Annotated in this window: 25 protein-coding genes and 1 tRNA gene; 12 read left to right on the forward strand and 14 right to left on the reverse strand. The window is 67.7% G+C overall.

Features of this window, described 5'->3' with window-relative positions:
• Window position 1: 1 nt before the first annotated feature.
• Entirely contained in the window at window positions 2–592 is a 591-nt protein-coding gene (gene tmk / locus AVZ66_RS10935) for a dTMP kinase (RefSeq protein ID WP_058984113.1), read from the reverse strand.
• Between the two features lie 135 nt (window positions 593–727).
• On the opposite strand from tmk, the gene AVZ66_RS10940 reads away from it, so the two are divergent.
• The 6 genes from AVZ66_RS10940 (at window position 728) to cofG (ending at window position 5968) form a co-directional block, all read left to right on the forward strand.
• A complete protein-coding gene (locus AVZ66_RS10940; protein WP_058984114.1) occupies window positions 728–1630 on the forward strand; it encodes a complex I NDUFA9 subunit family protein in 903 nt (300 codons plus the stop codon).
• A 173-nt stretch (window positions 1631–1803) separates the two neighbouring features.
• Window positions 1804–2985, forward strand: a complete 1182-nt coding sequence (locus AVZ66_RS10945) for a tubulin/FtsZ family protein (RefSeq protein ID WP_058984115.1) — start codon at window positions 1804–1806, stop codon at window positions 2983–2985.
• Complete coding sequence (locus AVZ66_RS10950; protein WP_058984116.1) at window positions 2963–3748, forward strand: hypothetical protein; 786 nt, start codon at window positions 2963–2965, stop codon at window positions 3746–3748. The genes AVZ66_RS10945 and AVZ66_RS10950 overlap by 23 nt, the downstream gene beginning before the upstream one ends.
• Before the next feature lie 3 nt (window positions 3749–3751).
• The gene (cofC, locus tag AVZ66_RS10955; RefSeq protein ID WP_058984117.1) at window positions 3752–4369 is read left to right on the forward strand and encodes a 2-phospho-L-lactate guanylyltransferase; all 618 of its coding nucleotides are present in this window, start codon (window positions 3752–3754) and stop codon (window positions 4367–4369) included.
• A gap of 52 nt (window positions 4370–4421) precedes the next feature.
• A complete protein-coding gene (locus AVZ66_RS10960) occupies window positions 4422–4862 on the forward strand; it encodes a hypothetical protein (protein ID WP_058984118.1) in 441 nt (146 codons plus the stop codon).
• Window positions 4859–5968, forward strand: a complete 1110-nt coding sequence (gene cofG / locus AVZ66_RS10965) for a 7,8-didemethyl-8-hydroxy-5-deazariboflavin synthase subunit CofG (protein ID WP_082678830.1) — start codon at window positions 4859–4861, stop codon at window positions 5966–5968. The genes AVZ66_RS10960 and cofG overlap by 4 nt, the downstream gene beginning before the upstream one ends.
• Here cofG and AVZ66_RS10970 read toward each other — a convergent pair whose 3' ends face one another.
• Window positions 5969–6514, reverse strand: a complete 546-nt coding sequence (locus AVZ66_RS10970; RefSeq protein WP_231727106.1) for a metal-dependent hydrolase — start codon at window positions 6512–6514, stop codon at window positions 5969–5971.
• 22 nt (window positions 6515–6536) lie between these two features.
• Window positions 6537–7910: a 7,8-didemethyl-8-hydroxy-5-deazariboflavin synthase subunit CofH gene (gene cofH, locus AVZ66_RS10975; protein WP_058984706.1), complete on the reverse strand. Its 1374-nt coding sequence runs from the start codon at window positions 7908–7910 to the stop codon at window positions 6537–6539.
• Between the two features lie 150 nt (window positions 7911–8060).
• Here cofH and AVZ66_RS10980 point away from each other — a divergent pair, with 150 nt between their 5' ends.
• The 4 genes from AVZ66_RS10980 (at window position 8061) to AVZ66_RS10995 (ending at window position 10793) form a co-directional block, all read left to right on the forward strand.
• Window positions 8061–9098 (forward strand): phosphoribosylaminoimidazolesuccinocarboxamide synthase, encoded by a 1038-nt coding sequence (locus AVZ66_RS10980; RefSeq protein ID WP_058984120.1) that lies wholly within the window; start codon window positions 8061–8063, stop codon window positions 9096–9098.
• Window positions 9095–9436: a VanZ family protein gene (locus AVZ66_RS10985; protein WP_058984121.1), complete on the forward strand. Its 342-nt coding sequence runs from the start codon at window positions 9095–9097 to the stop codon at window positions 9434–9436. The genes AVZ66_RS10980 and AVZ66_RS10985 overlap by 4 nt, the downstream gene beginning before the upstream one ends.
• 51 nt (window positions 9437–9487) lie before the next feature.
• The gene (locus tag AVZ66_RS16675) at window positions 9488–9634 is read left to right on the forward strand and encodes a hypothetical protein (protein ID WP_197407760.1); all 147 of its coding nucleotides are present in this window, start codon (window positions 9488–9490) and stop codon (window positions 9632–9634) included.
• A gap of 79 nt (window positions 9635–9713) precedes the next feature.
• The gene (locus tag AVZ66_RS10995; protein WP_058984122.1) at window positions 9714–10793 is read left to right on the forward strand and encodes an archaeosine biosynthesis radical SAM protein RaSEA; all 1080 of its coding nucleotides are present in this window, start codon (window positions 9714–9716) and stop codon (window positions 10791–10793) included.
• Window positions 10794–11285: 492 nt separating this feature from the next.
• On the opposite strand, the gene AVZ66_RS11000 is transcribed toward AVZ66_RS10995, so the two are convergent.
• From AVZ66_RS11000 to purS, 3 genes are all read right to left on the reverse strand, one after another.
• On the reverse strand, window positions 11286–11840 hold the full coding sequence (locus tag AVZ66_RS11000) for a hypothetical protein (protein WP_058984123.1): 555 nt from the start codon (window positions 11838–11840) through the stop codon (window positions 11286–11288).
• A 164-nt stretch (window positions 11841–12004) separates the two neighbouring features.
• The gene (gene purQ, locus AVZ66_RS11005) at window positions 12005–12679 is read right to left on the reverse strand and encodes a phosphoribosylformylglycinamidine synthase I (protein WP_058984124.1); all 675 of its coding nucleotides are present in this window, start codon (window positions 12677–12679) and stop codon (window positions 12005–12007) included.
• On the reverse strand, window positions 12676–12930 hold the full coding sequence (purS, locus tag AVZ66_RS11010) for a phosphoribosylformylglycinamidine synthase subunit PurS (RefSeq protein ID WP_058984125.1): 255 nt from the start codon (window positions 12928–12930) through the stop codon (window positions 12676–12678). The genes purQ and purS overlap by 4 nt, the downstream gene beginning before the upstream one ends.
• A gap of 134 nt (window positions 12931–13064) precedes the next feature.
• Between purS and AVZ66_RS11015 the strand changes: the two genes are divergently transcribed.
• Window positions 13065–14078, forward strand: a complete 1014-nt coding sequence (locus tag AVZ66_RS11015) for a formyltransferase family protein (RefSeq protein ID WP_058984126.1) — start codon at window positions 13065–13067, stop codon at window positions 14076–14078.
• On the opposite strand, the gene AVZ66_RS11020 is transcribed toward AVZ66_RS11015, so the two are convergent.
• The 7 genes from AVZ66_RS11020 to AVZ66_RS16285 all read right to left on the reverse strand — a co-directional run bounded on the left by AVZ66_RS11020 (window position 14075) and on the right by AVZ66_RS16285 (window position 19435).
• The gene (locus tag AVZ66_RS11020; protein WP_058984127.1) at window positions 14075–14497 is read right to left on the reverse strand and encodes a CBS domain-containing protein; all 423 of its coding nucleotides are present in this window, start codon (window positions 14495–14497) and stop codon (window positions 14075–14077) included. The genes AVZ66_RS11015 and AVZ66_RS11020 overlap by 4 nt on opposite strands.
• 52 nt (window positions 14498–14549) lie before the next feature.
• Window positions 14550–16298 carry an archaeosine synthase subunit alpha gene (gene arcS, locus AVZ66_RS11025; protein WP_058984128.1) on the reverse strand — a complete coding sequence of 583 codons (1749 nt, stop codon included), beginning with the start codon at window positions 16296–16298 and terminating at the stop codon, window positions 14550–14552.
• 44 nt (window positions 16299–16342) lie between these two features.
• A complete protein-coding gene (tgtA, locus tag AVZ66_RS11030; protein WP_058984129.1) occupies window positions 16343–17815 on the reverse strand; it encodes a tRNA guanosine(15) transglycosylase TgtA in 1473 nt (490 codons plus the stop codon).
• Between the two features lie 46 nt (window positions 17816–17861).
• A complete protein-coding gene (locus AVZ66_RS16680) occupies window positions 17862–18035 on the reverse strand; it encodes a hypothetical protein (RefSeq protein WP_197407761.1) in 174 nt (57 codons plus the stop codon).
• A 30-nt stretch (window positions 18036–18065) separates the two neighbouring features.
• The gene (locus AVZ66_RS11035) at window positions 18066–18623 is read right to left on the reverse strand and encodes an NUDIX hydrolase (protein WP_058984130.1); all 558 of its coding nucleotides are present in this window, start codon (window positions 18621–18623) and stop codon (window positions 18066–18068) included.
• Window positions 18624–18681: 58 nt separating this feature from the next.
• On the reverse strand, window positions 18682–19218 hold the full coding sequence (locus AVZ66_RS11040; RefSeq protein ID WP_058984131.1) for an AAA family ATPase: 537 nt from the start codon (window positions 19216–19218) through the stop codon (window positions 18682–18684).
• Between the two features lie 64 nt (window positions 19219–19282).
• Window positions 19283–19435, reverse strand: a complete 153-nt coding sequence (locus AVZ66_RS16285) for a hypothetical protein (RefSeq protein ID WP_157575652.1) — start codon at window positions 19433–19435, stop codon at window positions 19283–19285.
• 304 nt (window positions 19436–19739) lie between these two features.
• Here AVZ66_RS16285 and AVZ66_RS11045 point away from each other — a divergent pair, with 304 nt between their 5' ends.
• Window positions 19740–20195 carry a type IV pilin gene (locus tag AVZ66_RS11045; RefSeq protein WP_058984132.1) on the forward strand — a complete coding sequence of 152 codons (456 nt, stop codon included), beginning with the start codon at window positions 19740–19742 and terminating at the stop codon, window positions 20193–20195.
• Between the two features lie 433 nt (window positions 20196–20628).
• On the opposite strand, the gene AVZ66_RS11050 is transcribed toward AVZ66_RS11045, so the two are convergent.
• Window positions 20629–20701 (reverse strand) — tRNA-Pro (locus tag AVZ66_RS11050).
• Window positions 20702–20833: the final 132 nt, after the last annotated feature.

Genomic DNA, 20833 nt, shown 5'->3' on the forward strand with positions numbered 1-20833 from the left:
GCTACTCGGCGGCGAGCACGCGGTCGAGGACGTCCTCGGCGTCCGCCAACACTTCCTCGGGCGACTGGGTGGCGTCGATGCGGACGAAGCGCTCGGGCTCGTACTCGGCCAGTTGTTCGTAGTTCTCGCGGACGCGACTGAGGAACTCCACCTGTTCGAATTTGTTCGTCGCGCCGGCGCGCGCAGCGCCGGTCTCGGGGTCCACATCGAAGAACAGCGTGAGGTCGGGCGGGCGCGTCCACGGCTGGTGGACGCCGCGGACGTACTCCATCGGGCGGTCGACGACGCCGTCGAGGGCGACGCCCTGGTAGGCGTACCGGGAGTCCGAGTACCGGTCCGAAATCACGACGTCGCCGCGGTCGAGCGCCGGTCGAATCACCCGCGAGAGGTGGTCGGCGTGGTCGGCGGTGTAGAGGAACAGTTCGGCGAGCGGGTCGGCGTCGTCCTCGCCGATGGAGCGCCGGACGGCGTCGCCGTACCACGAGTCGGTGGGCTCGCGGGTGAACGTGTAGCCGTCGCCGCGGGCGTCCCGCAGGGCCTCCCAGACCGTGGTCTTGCCGCTGCCGTCGATGCCCTCCAGCGTGACGAGCATGCCGGAACGACGGCGACGGACGTACTAACGGCTTCGGGTTCCAGTTCGGCCGAGGCCGAAAGCGGTCGTTCCCGCCGGTAGATTACCGGCGCGGGCGGGCATAGTTTTAGGGAGTTGCCGGCCGTCTTCGGGGATATGGACGTGCTGGTCACCGGCGGAACGGGATTCATCGGGACGCATCTGTGCCGCGAACTCGACGACCGAGGCCACGAGGTGACGGCGCTCTCGCGACACCCCGACGAGGCGGCCCTGCCGGACTCCGTGGAGACGGTCGTCGGCGACGTGACGGCCTACGACTCTATCAGGTCGGCCGTCGAGGGTCACGACGCGGTGGTGAACCTCGTGGCGCTGTCCCCGCTGTTCAAGCCAAGCGGCGGCGACGACCGGCACTTCGAGGTCCACCTCGGCGGCACCGAGAACGTCGTCGAGGCCGCCGAGGAGGCGGACGTCGAGTACCTGCTCCAGTTGTCCGCGCTGGGCGCGGACGCGGACGGCCCGACGGCGTACATTCGCTCGAAGGGGCGCGCCGAGGAGGTCGTTCGGAGTTCGGACCTCGCGTACACCATCGTGCGGCCGTCGGTCGTGTTCGGCGAGGGCGGGGAGTTCGTCTCGTTCACGAAGCAACTCACGACGCCGTACGTCACCGGACTTCCGGGCGGCGGGAAGACGCGGTTCCAGCCGATCTGGGTGGACGACCTCGTCGGAATGCTCGGTTCGGCCGTGGAGGACGACGAGCACTGGGGAGAGACGTACGAACTCGGCGGCCCGGACGTGTTGACCCTCGGGGACGTGACTCGGCTGGTCTACCGCTCGGAGGGCAAGTCCGTTCGGGTGCTCTCGGTGCCGATGCCGCTGGCGGGTATCGGGATGCGGCTGGCGGGCCCGCTGCCGTTCGTGCCGTTCGGCACCGACCAGTACCGGTCGCTGAAGTTCGACAACACCGTCGAGGACAACGACGTCGAGGCGTTCGGCGTCGACGAGTCCGAGTTGACGACGCTGGCGTCGTTCCTCGGCGTCGGCGAACACGTCAGCGCGTAGACGATACCCGTCAAACTTAAACATACCGAGAGGTGTGGCCGAGAGCGCACCCGACAGAGAGCCGTCGACTGCGCTCCGTCGGGCGAAAACCGGCGTCGGCGCTGAACCGTCGGACACGCGTCTGCAAAAGCCTTATACCCTCGTTTCCACTCTAAGTGTGCAAAGGGTTCCGTATGAAACTGGCAATGATCGGGTTCGGCCAGGCGGGCGGTAAAATACTCGACAAGTTCCTCGAGTACGACAAGCGGCACGACTCCAACATCGTGCGTGCCGCGGTCGCCGTCAACACCGCCAAAGCCGACCTCATGGGCTTGGAGCACGTTCCACAGGAGAATCGCGTCCTCATCGGACAGTCCCGCGTGAAAGGACACGGCGTCGGCGCCGACAACGAACTCGGCGCCGAAATCGCCGAGGAGGACATCGACGAGGTGCAGGGTGCAATCGACTCCATCCCGGTCCACGAGGTCGACGCGTTCCTCGTCATCTCCGGGCTGGGCGGCGGCACGGGCTCCGGCGGCTCCCCGGTCATCGCCAAACACCTCAAGCGCATCTACACCGAACCCGTCTACGGCCTCGGCGTGCTGCCCGGCACCGACGAGGGCGGCATCTACACGCTGAACGCCGCGCGGTCGTTCCAGACGTTCGTCCGCGAGGTCGACAACCTCCTCGTGTTCGACAACGACGCGTGGCGCAAGTCCGGCGAGTCAGTGCAGGGCGGCTACGACGAAATCAACGAGGAAATCGTCACTCGCTTCGGCATCCTCTTCGGCGCCGGCGAAGTCGAGCAGGGCGGCGACGTCGCCGAGTCCGTCGTCGACTCCAGCGAGATTATCAACACGCTCGCGGGCGGCGGCGTCTCCACGGTCGGGTACGCCTCCGAGGACGTCGACAACGAGGACAACGGCAGCGGCCTGCTGTCCCGGTTCACGGGTGGCGACGACGACTCGTTCGAGGATTCGGCGTCGACGACGAACCGCATCACGAGCCTCGTCCGGAAGGCCGCGCTGGGCCGACTTACGCTCCCGTGCGAAATCGAGGGTACCGAGCGCGCGCTGCTGGTCACCGCCGGCCCGCCGAAGTACCTCAATCGGAAAGGCATCGAGCGCGGCCGCAAGTGGCTCGAGGAGCAGACCGGCTCGATGGAGGTTCGTGGCGGCGACTACCCCGTGCCGAACTCCCAGCAGGTCGCGTCGGTCGTCCTGCTGTCGGGCGTGAACAACGTCCCGCGCATCAAGGAGCTGCAGGAAGTCGCCATCGAAGCCCAAGACAACATCGACGACATCCGTGACGAAAGCGAAGAGAACTTGGAAGAATTGGTCGAAGACGACGACGATGAGCTTGAACCGCTGTTCTAAACTCGCGGTCGCTCTCGTCGTCCTCCTCGCTGTCGCCGCGGTCCCGGCAGCCGCTGTCTCGATCAGCGGCGACGCGCCGGGTAGCGTGCAGTCCGGCGAGCAACGGGAGACGACGTTCACCGTCACAGACCCCTTCGAGAACTACGAGGAGTGGACGCTGCAGGCCAGTACCGACCTCACGGACGTCACGTGGCAGGTCGTGACCTTCGACAACGCCGGCAACCAAATCGACGAAGCGACGCTCACCGGGCAGTCAGTGAGCCACGACTTCGCGGCGTCCAGTGGGGCGGTGCGCGCCGAAGTCAGCATCGTCGGCACGGTGCCGTCGTCGAGCGCGTGGTCGTGGAGCTACGACCCCGCGCAGACGATTACGTACGCCGAGTTCGTGCAGGCCCAACCCGGCGGCGCCAGCAACACGCTGGAGACGTACAAGACCCGGCCGTACACCGCGAAGAGCCAGGAGGCGCGGACCGCCATCAGTGACGCCGAGGCCGCCATCGAGAACGCTCAGAACGCGGGCGCCAGCGTCAGTGGCGCCGAGAGCGACCTCCAGGACGCCATCGAGTTCTACGAGGGCGGGAACTTCGAGCAGGCGATTAGCAACGCCGAGCAGGCCGAGTCCACCGCGAAGAACGCGGCGTCCTCGGCCCAGCGCACGGACCTCATCATCATGGTCGCAGCCGCACTCGTCGTCCTGTTGTTGCTGGCTGGGGGCGTCTACTGGTACTTCCAGCAGCGCGACAGCTACGACAAACTCGGCTGAGGGATGCGAACCTTCGTCCCGTTCGACCCGACGAACCCGAACACGCGCCTCTCCTCGCTGCTGTCCGTCGACGAACGCCGAGCGTTCGCTACGGCGATGCTGACCGATGTCCTCGACGCGGTGCGGCGGGCCGGCGGCGCGCCGACCGTGCTGGCGACCGCACCCCCCGAGCAGGACGTGGACGCACCGGTACGAGTCGACGACCGGCCGCTGTCCGTCGCCGTGAACGACGCGCTCGCCGACGAACTGCCGGCAGCGGTCGTGATGGCGGACCTCGCGCTCGCGACGCCGGACGCTCTCCAGCGACTGTTCGACGCCGACGGGGACGTCGTCGTCGCGCCCGGCCGCGGCGGCGGCACGAACGCGCTCGTCGTCCGCCACCCCGAGTTCAGCGTCAACTACCACGGCGCCTCGTTTCGCGACCACGTCGACGCCGCTGACGCCGTCGGGGCGTCCGTCGAAACCGTGGACTCGTTCCGACTCGCCGCCGACGTCGACGAGCGCTCGGACCTCCTCGACGTACTCGTCCACGACGACAGCGGCGCTGCCGGCGACTGGCTGCGCGAAGCGGGCTTCCGCGTCACCGTCGAGGACGGGACGCCAAACGTCGGCCGGCACTGAGCCGGGTTGGGGAACCAACACTGCTAAACGACGGCCAACCGACCGCACGGGTATGCAGCCGTTGCAACTGGCGCGAGCGGTCGGCGCGCTGCTCGGACTGGCGGTGCTGGGGGCGGTGCTCTTTCAGGCCGCGCTGGCCGCGCTTGCGGGAGCGGGCGTGCCCTCGCGAGCGGCGTCGCCGACGGCGGTCGGCGCAGTGTTGCCGGTGTTGCTCGCGCTCGCGGACGCGTACACGCCGCTGGGAAGCCACGGCCGGACGGCCGCGCTCCGCGAGCGGCCCGCGACTGGCCTCGCTGCGGACGCGCTGCTGGCGGCGGCCGTCGGTGGCGTCGTCGGCTACGCCGGCAGCAACCTCTTCCTGTCCGCGAGCGCAAGCAGTCTCGCGGAACTGGTGGTTGTGTCGGCGGCGTCGCTGTCGGGGTACGTGACGTTCGTCGCGCGGAACCTCGACGCGTACGGCGGCCGCGAGGACGAGGGGGAGGTGCAGCCGTGAGTTCGATTCCGGGCGCCGACGAGTACGGTGTCGACGTCGAGATTCGGGACGCGGACCGGGCGGCCGCCCTCGACGTGCGCCCCGAGGACGTCGAGGCCGCCGAGGAGTTGACGTTCGCGCGGAACGTGTTCGTGCCGCTGACGACCGCGTGCCGGTACACGTGTACGTACTGCACGTACTACGACCCGCCGGGCGAGGCCGAACTGATGAGTCCCGAAGCGATTCGGGAGACGTGCCAGACGGGCGCCGCAGCGGGCTGTACGGAGGCGCTGTTCACGTTCGGCGACGACCCTGACGACCGCTACACGGCGGTCCACGACCAACTCGACAAGTGGGGCTTTGCCTCCATCCACGAGTACCTCCGGCACGCCTGCGAAATCGCCTTGGAGGAGGGGTTGTTGCCGCACGCGAATCCGGGCGACCAGACGCGCGAGCAGCTGGCGACGGTCGCGGACGTGAACGCGTCGATGGGCGTAATGTTGGAGACGACGGCGGACGTGCAGGCCCACGGCGGCCCGCGCGCGAAGAACCCCGGGCAGCGCCTCCACACAATCGACGTGGCGGGCGAACTCGGTGTGCCGTTCACGACCGGGATTCTGGCGGGCATCGGCGAGGGCTGGAGCGACCGCGCAGACAGCCTGCTCGCAATTCGAGACCTCCACGAGCGCCACGGCCACGTCCAAGAGGTCATCGTCCAGCCGGTGAGTCCGAACGAGCGCTGGACCGAGGACCCGCCGGAGCGGGAGACGATGCGGCGCGCCGTAGCGATGGCGCGCGCGGTCCTCCCCGAGGACGTGGCGGTGCAGGTACCGCCGAACCTCGCGGACGCCCGTGCGCTCCTCGATTGCGGCGTCGAGGACCTCGGCGGCGTCTCCCCGGTCACGAAAGACCACATCAACCCCGACTACGCGTGGCCGGCGCTGCGCGAACTCGAAGCCATCGCCGACCACGGCGGCGTGCCGCTCCGCGAGCGCCTGCCGGTCTACGAGCGGTTCCTCCCCGAGAACGGCGTGGAGAACGAGTGGGTGAGCGAGCGCATCGGGCGCGCGGTCGCCGGCAGCGAGCGGTTCCAGTCGGTGCTCGGCGGGGGCGCGCCGCGGCCGTAGTCAGGCCAGGTCGAAGGCCGGGAGGCGTTTTCTGAGGAGCGTGTAGACGACGGAGACGCCGAGCATCGCGAGCGTCAGGTCGCGCACGAGGCCGCCGTACAGCGCGACGCCGGGAGCCGAGAGCACGACCACGGCGAGCAAGTCCTCGGGCGCGCCGTCGTAGCGAATCCAGCGCCGCGGCCGAATCCACCGGCCGCGGTAGTGCGAGTAGACGCCGCGCTGGTCGTCGTTCGCCCACGGGCGCGCGCCGAGGCCGCCGCCGAGCGCGTCGGTGACGGAGTGGACGGCCGCCGACAGCACGAAGAACGCGGCGGCGACCGTCAGCACCGACGGCGCGGCGACGGCGGCGGCGAACGCGGCGGCGGCCAGCGGCCAGTAGTGCTCGGGGTAGTGCAGCGTTTTGCGGTGTTCGAGCACGCCCACGTCGAAGTCGGGGAAGACGCCGCCGGCCATCGCGCCGAGCGCGGCGGGCGCCGCTACGTCGGGCGCGACCCAGAGGACGGGCGTAGCGAACAGGACGCCCATCGCGGCGTGCGTCGTGGCCATCACTGGCGACCACCCCGGACCATCAGTCGTCGGCGCTCGCGGCGCCGCGCGTGCCGTCGCCGTCGTGGTCCGGAACCAGCGGCGTGCCGTCGGCTTTCGGGCCGAGTTGCGGGCCGAGCGTGTCGCTGTCGACGTCGAGGACGCGGCGCTCGGTGTAGTCCGTCGAGCGCTCGACGGGCGTGCGCCCGATGGCCGAAATCATGTCGGCGTAGTCGGCGACCGACCGGAACTCGCCGTGCTGGCCGCCCGCGCGCTTCGTGATTTCCTCGCTGAGGATGGTGCCCATGAAGTCGTCGGCGCCGCAGTTCAGCAGTTTCAGCCCCTTCGCGTTCCCGAACTTCACCCACGACGACTGGATGTGCTCAACGTTGTCGAGGAACAGGCGCGCGACGGCGACGAGGAGTTCGTCCTCGGCGTCGCTGGCGCCGGTCTCGACGACGCCGCGGTCGTACAGGGGCGTCTCCTGATGGATGAAGGAGAGCGGGACGAACTCCGTGATGTTCCCGGTGCGGTCCTGCAAGTCCCGGATTACGCCGAGGTGGTGGACGCGATGGGCGGCGTTCTCGACGTGCCCGTACATCATCGTCGAGGTCATCGGGAGGCCGACGTCGGCGGCGGCCTCCATCGCGGCGACCCACTCGCCGGTGTCGATTTTCCCGGGGCAGATGACGTCGCGCACCTCGTCGACGAGGATTTCGGCTGCAGTTCCCGGCACGGTGTCGAGGCCGGCGTCGGCGAGTTCGCGGTAGACGTGACGGTAGTCCCAGTCCACGCCGCGCTGGGCGTGGTGGGCCTCCTCGGGCGTCATCGAGTGGACGTGCGCGCCGGCGTCGCTCATCGCCTCGATTTGCTCGACGTACGTGTGGGGGTCCGTGGTGTAGCGCTCGGGCGGCTTGTAGTTGTGCTCGGGGTCGTCGGGGTCGAGGGCGGCGCGGTGGTCGTCGTTCAGGCCGAACGCGGGGTGGAGGCCCGAGACGGAGGTCACCTCGTAGGCGCCGCGCTCGACGGCGTCCTCGACGACCTCGTACGACTCCTCGGGCGTCTTCGTGAAGCCGGCGTGGTCGTCGGGCGCGTCGGCCTCGAAGTTCTGGGCGGTGTCCTTGAAGTTGCAGAACAGACAGCCCGTGTTGCAGGCCGTGGTGACGTTGTTGTTGACGTTCGCGACGAACGTCACCTCGTCGCCGACGACCTCGGCGCGGCGGCGGTCGGCGGCTTCGAGGACGAGTTCCTTCCGCCGCGGGTCGATGCCGTCGCGGTCGGTGCCGGTGGTGATGAGTTCGATGCCGTCCGCGACGGAGAGGCGGCGGCCGTCGCGGGCGTTCGCCAGCGCGTTCTCGAACGACTGGTCGGACTCGGGGACCACGTCGAAATCGAACTCGCCGGCGGCGTCGGACATGTTCGAGTCCAGCGCGGCCACCGCCAAAAAGCCTGCCACAGCGGCCACCCCTTCGAGACCATGCGCGAACGTGGACAACTCGACGCGGCGCGGTGGCGTTGTGGGCACGAGAGTGAAAGATTCATGGTGGTCGCCGCCGCGCGTACACCCATGATGAGCGTCAAAGCGCTCCGCGTGGAAGCCGGAGCGACGCGGGACGCGCTGGGCCGGGGCGTCTTCGAGTTCAGCGACCGCTACTCGGTGTTCGACTGGGGGGAGATGCCCGACCTGATTCCGGGGAAGGGCGCGAGCCTCTGCACGATGGGCGCGTTCAACTTCGAACTCCTCGAAACCGAGGGCGTCCCCACGCACTACGTAGGAGTCCGGGACAGCGAGGGCGAGACGGTCGCGCTGGCGGACGCCGACGAGCCGCCGACCGAGATGGAGATCGCGCTCACGCAGGTCCCGGACCTCCCGTTCGTCGGGGACAGCGAGGGCACACACGGCGGCTACGACTACGACGCCTACCACGCCGCCGCGGACGGCAACTTCCTCGTCCCGCTGGAAGTCGTCTTCCGGAACAGCGTCCCCGTCGGGTCGAGCCTGCGGAAACGCCGCGACCCCGCCGAGTTCGACCTCGACTTCTCGTCGTGGCCCGACGAGCCGGTCGGCCTCCCGGAGCCAGTCGTGGAGTTCTCCACGAAGTACGAGGAACAGGACCGCTACCTCTCCCGCGAGGAGGCCGACGCCATCGCGGGCCGCGCGAGCATCGAGGAGCTGGACGGACTCGCGCGCCGCGTGAACGAGGTCGTCACCGAGCGCGCCGAGGAAGCCGGGTTCACGCACGAGGACGGCAAAATCGAGTGCCTCTACGTGGACGGCGAGGTGCAGGTCGCAGACGTCGCGGGGACGTTCGACGAGAACCGCTTCGCGTACGAGGGCCGGGAGGTCTCCAAGGAGGTCGTCCGGCAGTACTACAAGCGCACCGACCCCGAGTGGGTCGAGGCCGTCGGCGGCGCCAAACGCGAGGCCGACGAGCGCGGCGTCGCCGACTGGAAGTCCCTCTGCGAGACCTCCCCGGACCCGCTCCCCGAGGAACTCGTGCAGGCGACGGCGGACATGTACGCCGCGGGCGCGAACCGCTACACGGGCCACGAGTGGTTCGACGCGCCGCCGCTGGCCGACGCGCTCGCCGCGTTCGAGGAGTGACGCCGCGACGCTGGGCGGTCGTCGCCGTGGTCGCAATCAGCGCCGTGCTCGCCGGGTCGCTGGCGCCCGGGTCGGCGGCCGGCGGACTCCCCGCAGACGCAGACAAACTCCTGCACGCCGCCGGCTACGCCACCATCGCGCTCTCCGTCACGGGCTCGCAGCGAGCGGAGACTACCCGTGCGCTCATCGCTGTCGTGCTCGCTGCGACGCTACTGGGAGTCGGCGTGGAAGTCGTTCAGCCGACCGTCGGACGCACTGCCAGCGTTCTCGACGCGCTCGCGAACCTCCTCGGCGCGACCGCGGGCGCAGTCGGCTGGCGGCTCGCGACCGTCGAGTAGTCGCCGGAGCCACGAAGTACATCAACGCGGAGGCACGAGGCGAGAACAAGAATGTTGCAGCACACGAGCGTCATCGGCGCGACAGTCGGGCAGAGTTCACTAATCGGTGCCGAGACTCCCGACGACGACGAAGACGAGGAGCAGCGAGCGCGCGGCGTCGGTCGACTGCTGTCGGCCCTGCGGCCACTCGGATTCTAACGCGCCGGTCTTTGCGACTGTTCTGGGTTCAGCGGCGTAGACGAAGCCGCTTTACGCCCGCGTCGACTCCCACTAGCCAATGAGCGAGCCGAGCGCGGAGGTCTACGAGCAGGGGCGTGGGATGGACGCCCACAATCAGGTGATGCGGGAGCTGCGCGACGAGAAGGGCGCGAAAGACTACGCGCCCGACGAACCCACGCGGGTCTGGCTGGACGAGGACAACACGCCCGACGGCGTCTACCAGAGCCTCACCATTATCCTCAACACGGGCGGGTGCCGGTGGGCGCGCGCCGGTGGCTGCACGATGTGCGGGTACGTCGCCGAGTCCGTGGAGGGCGGGACGGTCGCCCACGAGGACCTGATGGCGCAGGTCGACGCCTGCCTCGAACACGAACAGGAGGAAGCCGACGAGGAGAGCGGCCTGATAAAAATCTACACGAGCGGGTCGTTCCTCGACGAGCGCGAGGTGCCCGCCGAGACGCGACAGGCCATCGCCGAGACGTTCGCGGACCGCGAGCGCATCGTCGTGGAGAGCCTGCCGGACTTCGTCGACCAATCGAAAATCGAGGACTTCACCGAGGTCGGACTACAGACGGATGTCGCAATCGGCCTCGAAACCGCGACGGACCGCGTGCGCCACGACTGCGTGAACAAGTACTTCGACTTCAGTGACTTCGAGGCCGCGTGCGCGGAGGCCCGAAAAGCGGACGCCGGCGTGAAGGCGTACCTGCTGATGAAGCCGCCGTTCCTCTCCGAATCCGAGGCCGTCGAGGACATGAAGAAGTCCGTGCGCGAGTGCGCCGAAGTGGAGGGCTGCCACACGGTCTCGATGAACCCGACGAACGTCCAGCGGTACACGATGGTCGACCAACTGCACTTCCGCGGCGGCTACCGGCCGCCGTGGCTCTGGTCGGTCGCCGAGGTGCTGGAATCCACGGCGGACGCGGACGCCATCGTCGTCTCCGACCCCGTCGGCCACGGCAGCGACCGCGGCCCGCACAACTGCGGGGAGTGCGACGACCTCGTGCAGGAAGCAATCAAGGACTTCGACCTCCGGCAGGACCCCTCCGTCTTCTCGGAGGTGTCCTGCGAGTGCGAGGCGACGTGGGACGCGGTCGTCGAGCGCGAGACGAGCTACAACCTCCCGCTCGCGGAGTGACAGCTCCGGCCGTTCGGAGTGGAAATGTGAAGTCGAGTTAACTCACTCGTGGAGGCGTTGTACTCGGTCAGAAATCCAATCTAGGACAGAGAAGAGCACCCCAAGGTGATGGGGGCTAAGCGAGGAATCTTCAGCAATTCCGGCATCTGGTGGTGGGTGGAAGTGGCTTCTGGGGGCGTCCGTTTTCGGGTGGCGGTCCCAGCGACACTGGTAGTTGGCGCTTTCTCGGGTTTCGATGTAGTGGAGGTAGTAGTCGTCAGTCGTGAACCAGTGGATATCTAGTCTGGCGCTAGCAACAGCATCCGGGTACGTACTACGGTCTAGTTGGACCTCGAGCTTTCTGGGGGAGATGCTGTTCGGTTGGAACTGCCAGGATTCGACGAGTGGGTGCGTCCCGGCACGGCGCCCCATTGTTTGGAGCGTCGTTTGGTCGAGCCGACCTTGCGGGACCGCATCCTCGTTGTTCGGTGGCTCAGACATCCCTCGGGCTGGCTAGGGGGATGCCGTATCGTCGGCGGTGTGTTGCTGTTCTGCCCGGTGGATGGCCTGTTGGAGTACTTCGATATCGTTTCGGGTACTCCGCCAGTGACGCACCGCGTCCAAGCGGTCGTGAATCTGGTCGTGGTCGGTGGTCTCGAACTCCGTCGGCGATATCGAGTCTGGGTTCGGTGCGTCGAATTGCTCTTGGAATGCTTCGTCTTCGGCAAGGAGATCCTCAAGTTGCGACCGAAGCGAGGTCGCCGAGTGTTCTGTCGCAAGTTCGTCGATGCGCTTCCAGCGGAAATACGAGTTATTTCGTCGATATTCAACAGGACGGCCATTCTGTTGTTCGACGATTCCCATCTCAACCAACTGAGCCAGCGCATCTCGGGCGCCGTCCGTCGAGCAGGCTGCACGATCAGCAACAGTGCTTGCTGTAGCGTATTCTGTGACACCAGTCATGACGTCGTAGACTCGCTGGAACGTCGTTCGATCTTCCGTCCAGTGGTCTCGTGCACCACCCGGTTCCGTCGAGGACGCCGATGATTCTCTGGGGTCGTCGTCCATACACGACATTAACAACACCAGGAAGATATATGTTCCGTATAGAGGAGATATATCTCCTACATTCGGCTGAGAAGCAACCGGGACAAAAGATCAGGGCCCAGAACACAGTGTTCACTGGCCTGTAGATCCGGTATTTCACGGTTAAGGAGACCGCACACGAGAGATTACGCGAACGCGTCGAGGACGCCCTGCCCGTCCGTCAGGCCGAGTTCGGGGAGCGTCGCGCGCTCGGGATGGGGCATCAACACCGCGACGGATTCACGCTCGCCGAGGACGCCCGCGACCGCGCCCGTGGAGCCATTCGGGTTCGCGGCGTCGGTGACGTCGCCGTCTTCGTCGCAGTAGCGGAACAACACGCGATTCTCGTCGACGAGGTCGTCGTAGCGCTCGTCGTCGATTTCGAAGCGCCCCTCGCCGTGTGCGATGGGGAGCGTGAGCACGTCGCCCTCGTCGTAGGCGGCGGTGAACGGCGTGTCGGCGTTCTCTACGCGGACGTGGACGTGCTCGCACTGGAAGCGCGCGCTGGCGTTCGTCGTGAACGCACCGGGCGTGAGTTTCGACTCGCAGCCGATTTGCGCGCCGTTGCAGACACCGAGGACGGGCACGCCGTCGTCGGCAAGGTCACGCACGCTGTCCATGATGGGTGACTGGGCGGCCATCGCGCCGGCGCGGAGGTAGTCGCCGTACGAGAAGCCGCCGGGGAGGACGACCCCGGACGTGTCCGCGGGGAGGTCGTCTTCGTGCCAGACGATTTCGGCGTCGACGCCGAGGTGCGAGAGCGCGCGCACGGCGTCGCGGTCGCAGTTCGACCCGCCGAAGCGGATGACAGAAACCGTCATTCGCGCTCCGTGACGGTCACGTCGTAGTCGTGGATGGTCGGGTTCGCGAGCAGGCGGTCGGCCATCTCGCCCGCGCGCTCGGCCGCCTCGTCGCTGTCGGCGGCGTCGAGGTCGATTTCGAAGCGGTCCGCCGACCGCAGGTCCCCGAGCTCGAAGCCGAGGCGTTCGAGGGCTTTCTGGGTGGTCTCGGCCTCCGGGTCGAGGACCCCGTGCTTGAGTCGGACCGTCACCGTCGCGGTGTAGGCGGTCATCGCGCTGATGTGTGCGTTCGTGGTCAAAGACTCTTTTGGAAGCGTGTGAAGATACACGAACGTGTCTATTGTCGTCCTGACCGAATCCTGCGCGAAGGACGCCGCTTATGTCCGCCGACGCCGTTGGGGCGTGTATGCCGAAGCCGAACGGCAGTCCAGAGACGGCAGCGACGACGAACGACCTGACCGAAATCACGGTCGTCGGAGCCGACCGCACGGGAATCGTCGCCGAAGTCACTGGACTGCTGTTCGAACACGGAGTCAACATCGAGGACATCGAGCAGACCGTCCGCGACGGCGTCTTCCGCATGACGCTGCTGGCCGACACCAGCCCCGTCGACGACGCCGACGACCGCTGGGAGGCCGAGGGCGAAGCCGAACCCGCCGACCTCGCCGGCGACGCGACGACGCGCGCGGCGTTCCGCGAGCGCCTCGCCGACATCGGTGAGGAACTCGGCGTCGATGTCCGCGTGCGCTTCCCCGACGAGCGCGACGAGGGCGTCGCCGTCCTCGTCACCAAGGAAGACCACTGCCTGCGCGCGCTCCTCGACGCGGAGTTCGACGCCGAAATCCGCGTCGTCGTCGGGAACCACCCCGACCTCGAATCCGTCGCGCGCGAACACGACGTGCCGTTCTACGACATCGGCGACGACTCCGGAACGCCCGACGAGGAGCGCCTGCTCGACCTGCTCGACGAGTACGACGTCGACCTCGTGGTGCTCGCGCGGTACATGCGCATTCTCAGTCCCGACGTCGTCTTCCGGTACGCCGGCCGCATCATCAACATCCACCCGAGCCTGCTGCCCGCGTTCCCCGGCGCGCAAGCGTACCGGCAGGCCGTCGAGGAAGGGGTACGTGTCGCCGGCGTCACCGCCCACTACGTCACCACTGACCTCGACCAAGGCCCGATTCTCACCCAGCGCGCGTTCGACGTACCGCCGACCGCCACCGTCCAGGACGTGAAAGACCGCGGGCAGCCCCTCGAAGCTGACGCGCTCGTCGAAGCCGTCCGCGTCCACCTCGCGGGCGACGCGACGGTCCGCCGCGGCAGCGTCGAAGTCACCGGCGACCACCAGTTCGGAATGCCCGACGAAGCGAGCGCCGCCAACCCCGACGCACCGGTGGACGCGCCGCCCGCCGACGACTAGTCCTCCCACTCCGCGCGGCGCTCGTCGGCGTCCCGGGCTTCCACGAGTAAGTCGTCCTGCGCTTCCAAGAGGTCCGTCGCAGTGACGACGCCGACGAGGTCGAGGCCGTCCGCGACCGGGAGGTGGTGGATGCCGTAGTCGAACATTCGCGCGGACGCCGCCCGCACCGTCGCCGACGGCGAGACAGTAATCAGTGGCCGGCTCGCGGCGGCGTAGACGGGAATCTCGCTGAGCGGGCGGTCGTGTTCGTGGCCCGCTTCGAGGACGTCGACTTTGGTGAGGATGCCCGCGGGGTTGCCGCCCTTCTCGACGACGACGCTGCCGGTTCCCTCGTCGAGCATCAGGCCGACGGCGTCGCGGACGCTCGCCTCGGCGTCGACAGAGAGAACGTCCGTGCTCATCACGTCGCGGACCCGCATAGAAGTGTGTTCACACACCACGGGCGTAGCTCTTACGCCCGACCGCTCGCCGCTACTCGGTGTGGCGGACGTCGACGGCCATCCCGCGCGTCGCGTCGGCCATCGCCGGCCCGGGCATCGACGCGCGCCCGACGGCGAACGCCTCCGGCCCCTCGACGACGACCTCGTCGCCGACCCGGATGTCGGCGTCCGCGTCGACGACGCCCGGCGCGAGCACGCTCCCCTCGGGCACGAACGCGTCGATTTCCACGCGCTTGGTCGGCGCGTCGCTGGCCACCCACTTTCGAGCGCCGGCGAGCGTCAGCGACAGCGTCCCGTACTGGGGGACCAGCGCCGCCAACTGCTCGCCGTCGCCGTCCAGCGCCTGCAGTTTCGGGTAGCGGCCCTGCACCGTGAGGTCGTCGAACAGTTCGTCGCCCGCGCCGTCGCCGATAACGTAGTCCGCGACAGAGCGCAGGGTCGCCTTCTCGCGCTCCTCCACCCAGATTTTGTCCTCGCCGGCGAGCGCCGCGTTCAGTTCGCCGAGGCTCTCGTCGGTCGTCGGGTGGTCCTCGACCGTGAACTCGAAGGGCACGTCGACCTGCCCGGCGACGCGCTCGCAGATGTCGCGGTAGCCCTCCTCGGGGACGTGCGCGATGACGCGCGGGTAGTCCGTGCGGTCGATGTACCGCTTCAGCACGCGCGCGACGAAGTCCTTCTCCTCCTCGCTCCACCGCCCCGTCACCACGCTGTCGTAGTGCTGGGCGGGGTACGTGAGTTCGAGTTCCTGCGGGACGACGCCGATGGGTGACGTCATCGAGACGACGTGCGCGCGGTAGCTGGCGGCGTCCTGAAACTGCCGGTGGCTCTGACTCTCGCTGTACGGCTTCTTCGCCGAACACGGTACCAACAGCAGCGGGTGGCCGTCGAGGCGCTTCTGGTAGCGCGTGGTGACGCGCTCGGCGAAGCGCTGAATCTCCACGCGCCGGAGCGCGTCCTCGGTCGCCGACAGCAGCAGCGAGTCCCGCATCACGGGCGTGCGCTCTTCGAGGTAGCCGTACTGCTGGTCGAACTCGCGGAACGCCGCGGTCACCCACGCCTCGTGGCGGGACTGCCCCTCGACGTAGTCGCGCAGGCGGCCGTCCCGAATCCGGCGGCGGACGCGCCCCAACTCCGCCTTGAGGGCGTTGACGTTGTGGTCGACGCAGTCCTCGCGGTCGAACTCGGAGACGGGCTGCTGGCACGCCGGACACGAGCACGGCAGTTCGTCGAGGTCGGCGAGGTCGTAGGCGCCCTCTGTGGTGAGGTAGCGGCCCTGCGTCCCGCGCACGACGGCGCGGTCGGCGTCCACGAGGTCGACGCCCGCGTATACGAGCACGGCGACGTTGCGCGGCGTCGCCACCCCGGAGAGGTAGAGCGCGGTGTCGTCCGGAATCGCCTCGCGCGTGTCGACGACCGCGTCCCGGAACGCCGCGCCGTGCCCGACGATACCGGGCGCGCCCGACAGCACGTAGGCGTCCGCGCCGTAGTCGTCGGCGGTCTGCGGGGAGACGACCGCCGCACTCGGGAAGTCGACGTCCGGGTAGTCCGGCGCGAACGACTCCTGGACTTCCTCGGCCGTGCCGGACGGGAAGCCGCGGTACGGCAGCACGGTCAGAACGGACTCGTCGCCCTCGGGCGGGTCCTGTCGGCGCACCCACTCGCTGCCCGCGTCCTCGATTACGTCGTCCGCGAGCGTCGGCGTCGTCACCGACTCGGCGAGCCGGAGCTCGCCCACGCGCGCCGCGGCGTCGCGCGCGTGCACTTCGAAGTACTCGGTCATACACGCAGTTCGGGGCCGCGCGCCCAATTGCCTTGCCTTTCGGCCTACGCGTCGTCCGCGGCGATGTCCACAGTCTCCACGTCGCCGGGCACGCGGTCGAGCGCGGAGTCCGGCCAGCCGCGGTGCGCGAGCGTGAACTCCGTCTCGGGGTTGGCGTCCGCGAGCGCGGCGACACCGTCGGCGGCGGCCCCGTAGCCCGCGCGGTCCATCCGGTCGGGCGTCTCCGCCGTGAGCGGATACGTCGTCGACAGCGCGCGCGGGAACGGGCCGAACGGCGGGAGGACGTTCCACCACTCGTCGAAGCGGTCGTTCCCCGAGCCCTCCGTGAGGAGCACGTCGCCCTCCGGGGAGAGGCGTTCGAGGCGGCGGTGGTGGCGCACGACTTCGGGGCGGCGCGCGCTGTCGGCGGACGTGTAGAAGAACGCGTCCTTGCTCGCGGGGTCCGTCGTTTCGAGTTGCTCGGTGTGGTCGAGGAGCGCGCGGAAGCCGTCCAGCGTCCGGGGGTGGGCGTGTGCCCGGGCCTCCACGAGTTCCATGAGGTTCCCGGACTTGATGGCCTGCTTCACGCGCCGGAGTTCGCCGAAGGAGACGTGGAGGTTGTGTTCGGCGAGCAGTTCCTCGCGGGCGGCGTCGCCCATGCGCTCGACCTCGTTCGGAGTGTGCTCGCTGCAGACCGGGCACTCGCACGGGAAGTAGTGGAGGCTGTCGAGGTGTTCGGTCCCGTGGACCGTGAGGTAGCGGCCGTCGCGGGCGTAGATGGCGTACGCCGCCGAGTCCAGCAGGTCACAGCCCAGCGCCGCCGCGAGCGCGAACATCATCGGGTGGCCCGCGCCGAAGAGGTGGACGGGCGCGTCCCGGCCGAGCCCTCGCTTCGCCGCCAGAACGGTCTCCGCGACGTCGTCGTAGCGATACTGGTTCATCATCGGCACGACCGCACCCACCGGGAACAAGTCGAGGTCCGTGCCGTAGGCGTGCCGCGCGGCCTCCTCGCGGAGGTCGGTGTACGTCGCGCCCTGCACGGGCGCGTTCACGAGCATGTCGCCGACGTCGACGGTCTCCGCGAGTTCGAGGCGCTCCTGCGTGGTCGCCAGTTCCTCCTCGGCCTGCTCGCGGCTGGCGTCCGGCGGCGTCGGAATGTCCACGGGCGTCCCGACGTCGCTGCCGACGTCGTACTGGAACTGGAGAATCTCCTCGGTCGTCGTGTCGATTTCCCCGTACTCCGCGAGCTGGAAGCTCCCCGAGTCCGTCATGATGGCGCCGTCGAAGCCCAGCATCTCGTGGAGCCCCTCCTCTCTCGCGCGCTCGTGGAGGTCCGGGTCGTTGTTGATGATGTAGGAGTTCGTGATGAGCATCTCCGCGCCGAACTCCGGGAACCGCGACGGCTCCACGGTAATCAGGTTCGGGTTGACGACCGGCATCAGCGTCGGCGTCTCCACGGTCACGCCCGCTCGCGGGATTTCGAGTTCGCCGATGCGGGCCGCGCCGTCCTGCGCGGTCACCTCGAAGACCTCTCTCATTACGCCATCGTAGCCAGCGACCGCGCGTAAGGGTTTCTTTCCCGCCTCACTCGGCGGTCTCGACGTAGAACACTCGCTCGCGGGGAATCCGTCGGACCGTGCTGCCGTCGTCGCTGGTCACCAGCCAGTGGCCGGTGTCGCCGTCGAACGCGAGGTTGTCGTCGCTGGTCTGCCAGTTCGTGACTCCGCCCTCGGGGTCCTCGTAGACGATTGCGCCCATACCGGACGGTCGCGGTCGGCTACGATAAACCTACCCGAGTTCGTAGTTCAGCACGCCGAGCGCGGTGCGGGCGTCCCGAACCTCGCCGTTCCGCACGTCGTCCAGCAGGTCGTCGTAGCCGGTCGTCCGCACGCGGATGGACTCGTTGAAGTCGAGGTCCTGCTTGCCGGTCGGCCGGCAGCCCTCCGCGACGAAGTAGTGGTGGACGGCGTCCGCGACGCCGTTCGTCGGCTCGAACTCCCCGAACTTCTCGACGGACTCGGCCTCGTAGCCGGTCTCTTCGGTGAGTTCGCGGTGCGCGGCCGCCGCGAGGTCGGCGTCCTCGCTCTCGACGCCGCCCGCCGGTAGTCCGCGGTTCACGCGCCCGACCGCCTGCCGCCACTCCTCGATGAGGACGACATCGCCGTCGGGCGTGAACGCCAGCAGGACGACCGCGGGGTCGTCGACGAGGTAGTCGAAGTCCGTCTCCGTGCCGTCCGGCAAGCGGACGTCCTCGTGGGCGATTTCGAAGCCGGGGCACTCGTAGGCCACGCGGCGGTCCAGCGTCTCCCACGCCAGCGAATCGTCAGTCGAGTCCTCCTCGGTCACGAACGCGGGTTCGCGCTACGCGGAAAAAAGGCTGCCGCGACCGTTCGCTCCAGCGCGTTCAGAACAGCGCCTCAACTTGCTCGCGCGTCGACGCCAGCCCCTCGGAGTTGTCCACGACGGCGTGCTCGCGCTCGATGCTGTCGAAGCTCTCGCGGTACTGCTGGTGGATGGCGAAGTCCGCGTCGCTGGCGTCCTCCGAGCGCTGGCGGATGCGCTCTTCGACGACTGCCTCCTCGCACTCGACTTTCACGAGCGTCGCCGCCACCCCGAGGTCGGCGGCGGTGCGCTGGGCGGTGTCGCGGTGCTCGCGGTGCTGGAACGTCCCGTCGAGCACGACGCTGCGCCCACCGCGGACGACGGCGGCGGCGCGCTCGAACAGTTCGTCGTAGACCGCGCGCATCTCCGCGTCCGTGTACTCGGGCTCCGGGAACAACTCCGTCCGGACGACGTCCGTGCGCAACAGCTCCGCGTCGAGCAGGTCGGCGGCGTGCTCGGCGACGGTCGTCTTCCCCGCGCCCGGCAGCCCGCAGACCACCACGACGCGCGGCTGCTGTTCGGTCTCCGATGCGTTCGCTGTGGCGCGCTCCCCGCTCACAGTAATCGAATTGGAAACGGCGCGCCCGGAATATGAACCTGTGGAATCCCCGTCGCGGCTGCGGCTACTGGACTTCGATGCCGGGCTCCGCGCTGAACTCCTCGGCGCACGCCGGACAGAGCGCGAGATCCATCTCCGTCGGCTCGGCGGCCCCCTGCGTGAACCGGACCGTGTACCCGTCGACGTCTCCCCCGTTGCCGCAGTTCGTGCACGCCATCTGGTCGCCCTACTACGTCAATCCGCGAACCGTTCACGCATTATCGATAATGCCACTTTACGTGGACGGCCGGAGTGTCGCCAGACCTGGTACGTACACCGCTCCGGTGCGGCCGACGACCGCATCACCGAGATTGAGAGCGGTTAACGTGGCATTAACACTGGTAATCTGTATATCATTTGAAGAGGGAAGTTAAGTACACAGAGCCGTTTGAAGCAGTAAGCACGGATTCGGCAACGGAGAGGGTAGCTCCACGCGCGACGACTCGTCGTCGCAGCCGTTCCGGTCGCGTGCAGCAAACACCATGAAGAAGATCACCATGTTCGAGATGCCGGACGACGACGACCGAGGCGTGTCCCCGGTCATCGGCGTCATCCTGATGGTCGCGATTACAGTCATCCTCGCCGCCGTCATCGCCAGCTTCGTGCTCGGCTTCGGCGACTCAGTCAGCGAGAACGTACAGGCAGGGGCAGACATTAGCGAGAAGGATGACGGTACAGCTTCTGTGACTTGGATTAGCGAAGGAAATGCAGTCGAACTGAACGTCACAGCGGACGGAGTTGGGCCAGTGGTGCTCGAGGATGTGGGTGAATCTGCAACAATCGAATATGATTCTGCTGCCACTGCCGGAGCAGCGTCAGGAACGATTACCGTGAACAGTTCAAGTACAGTTCAGGTGACGGTAACTGCGATTGGCAGCGGTGGTTCGAAGACGGTAGTCACCCAAGAAGAAGTCGAACTTGAAGATCAGTCCCCATAACGGACTAACTACACCCCGACCTCCGCTCTCGGGTTCATTTTATTGAGCGTCCAGAAAAGCAGCTGCTGAACGTAGTACCTCATTAATCGCAGATACCGCGATACTCAGCAGATGGTTAGTTCATGTTGTTGTCGCTGTTCTCGTAGCCCAAAGGACGGAGTTACGTAGGTGCATACTCAAAACAGCAGTAACCGCTTTGAAGCGTCCCGCTCGCGCTGGGGTTGTTCTCACTATAGGGACGTGCTACTATGATATCACGCGCTCTTCACTCGAAAACGCAGGAGAAGTGGGCCGGCACGAATATTGAATTACGTCGAGACGTGCTCGCTTCGCTGCGCGCGCCTCGCCTCATTCAAATTCGCGCGGCCGCACACACCGCCGTCGACGGACGAACGACACGCTGGTCGTTCGTCGCGTCGGAATGGAGTAGAAATGGGCCGGCACGAATTTGAATCGTGGTTACGGCCACCCGAAGGCCGAAGGATACCAAGCTACCCCACCGGCCCGCAATCCCAAATTGGTTCGTGGTGGGTTTAACGCTTCCGAAACGCCAAACCGCGTGTGGTGAGAACACGTGACGGCGGCCTCGTGAGCGCGCCGCGAGAGTTGGCAGATGCCAACGGTACCGTTAACTGGGA

This window comes from Halobacterium sp. CBA1132, from assembly GCF_001485535.1.
Taxonomy (GTDB): Archaea; Halobacteriota; Halobacteria; order Halobacteriales; family Halobacteriaceae; genus Halobacterium.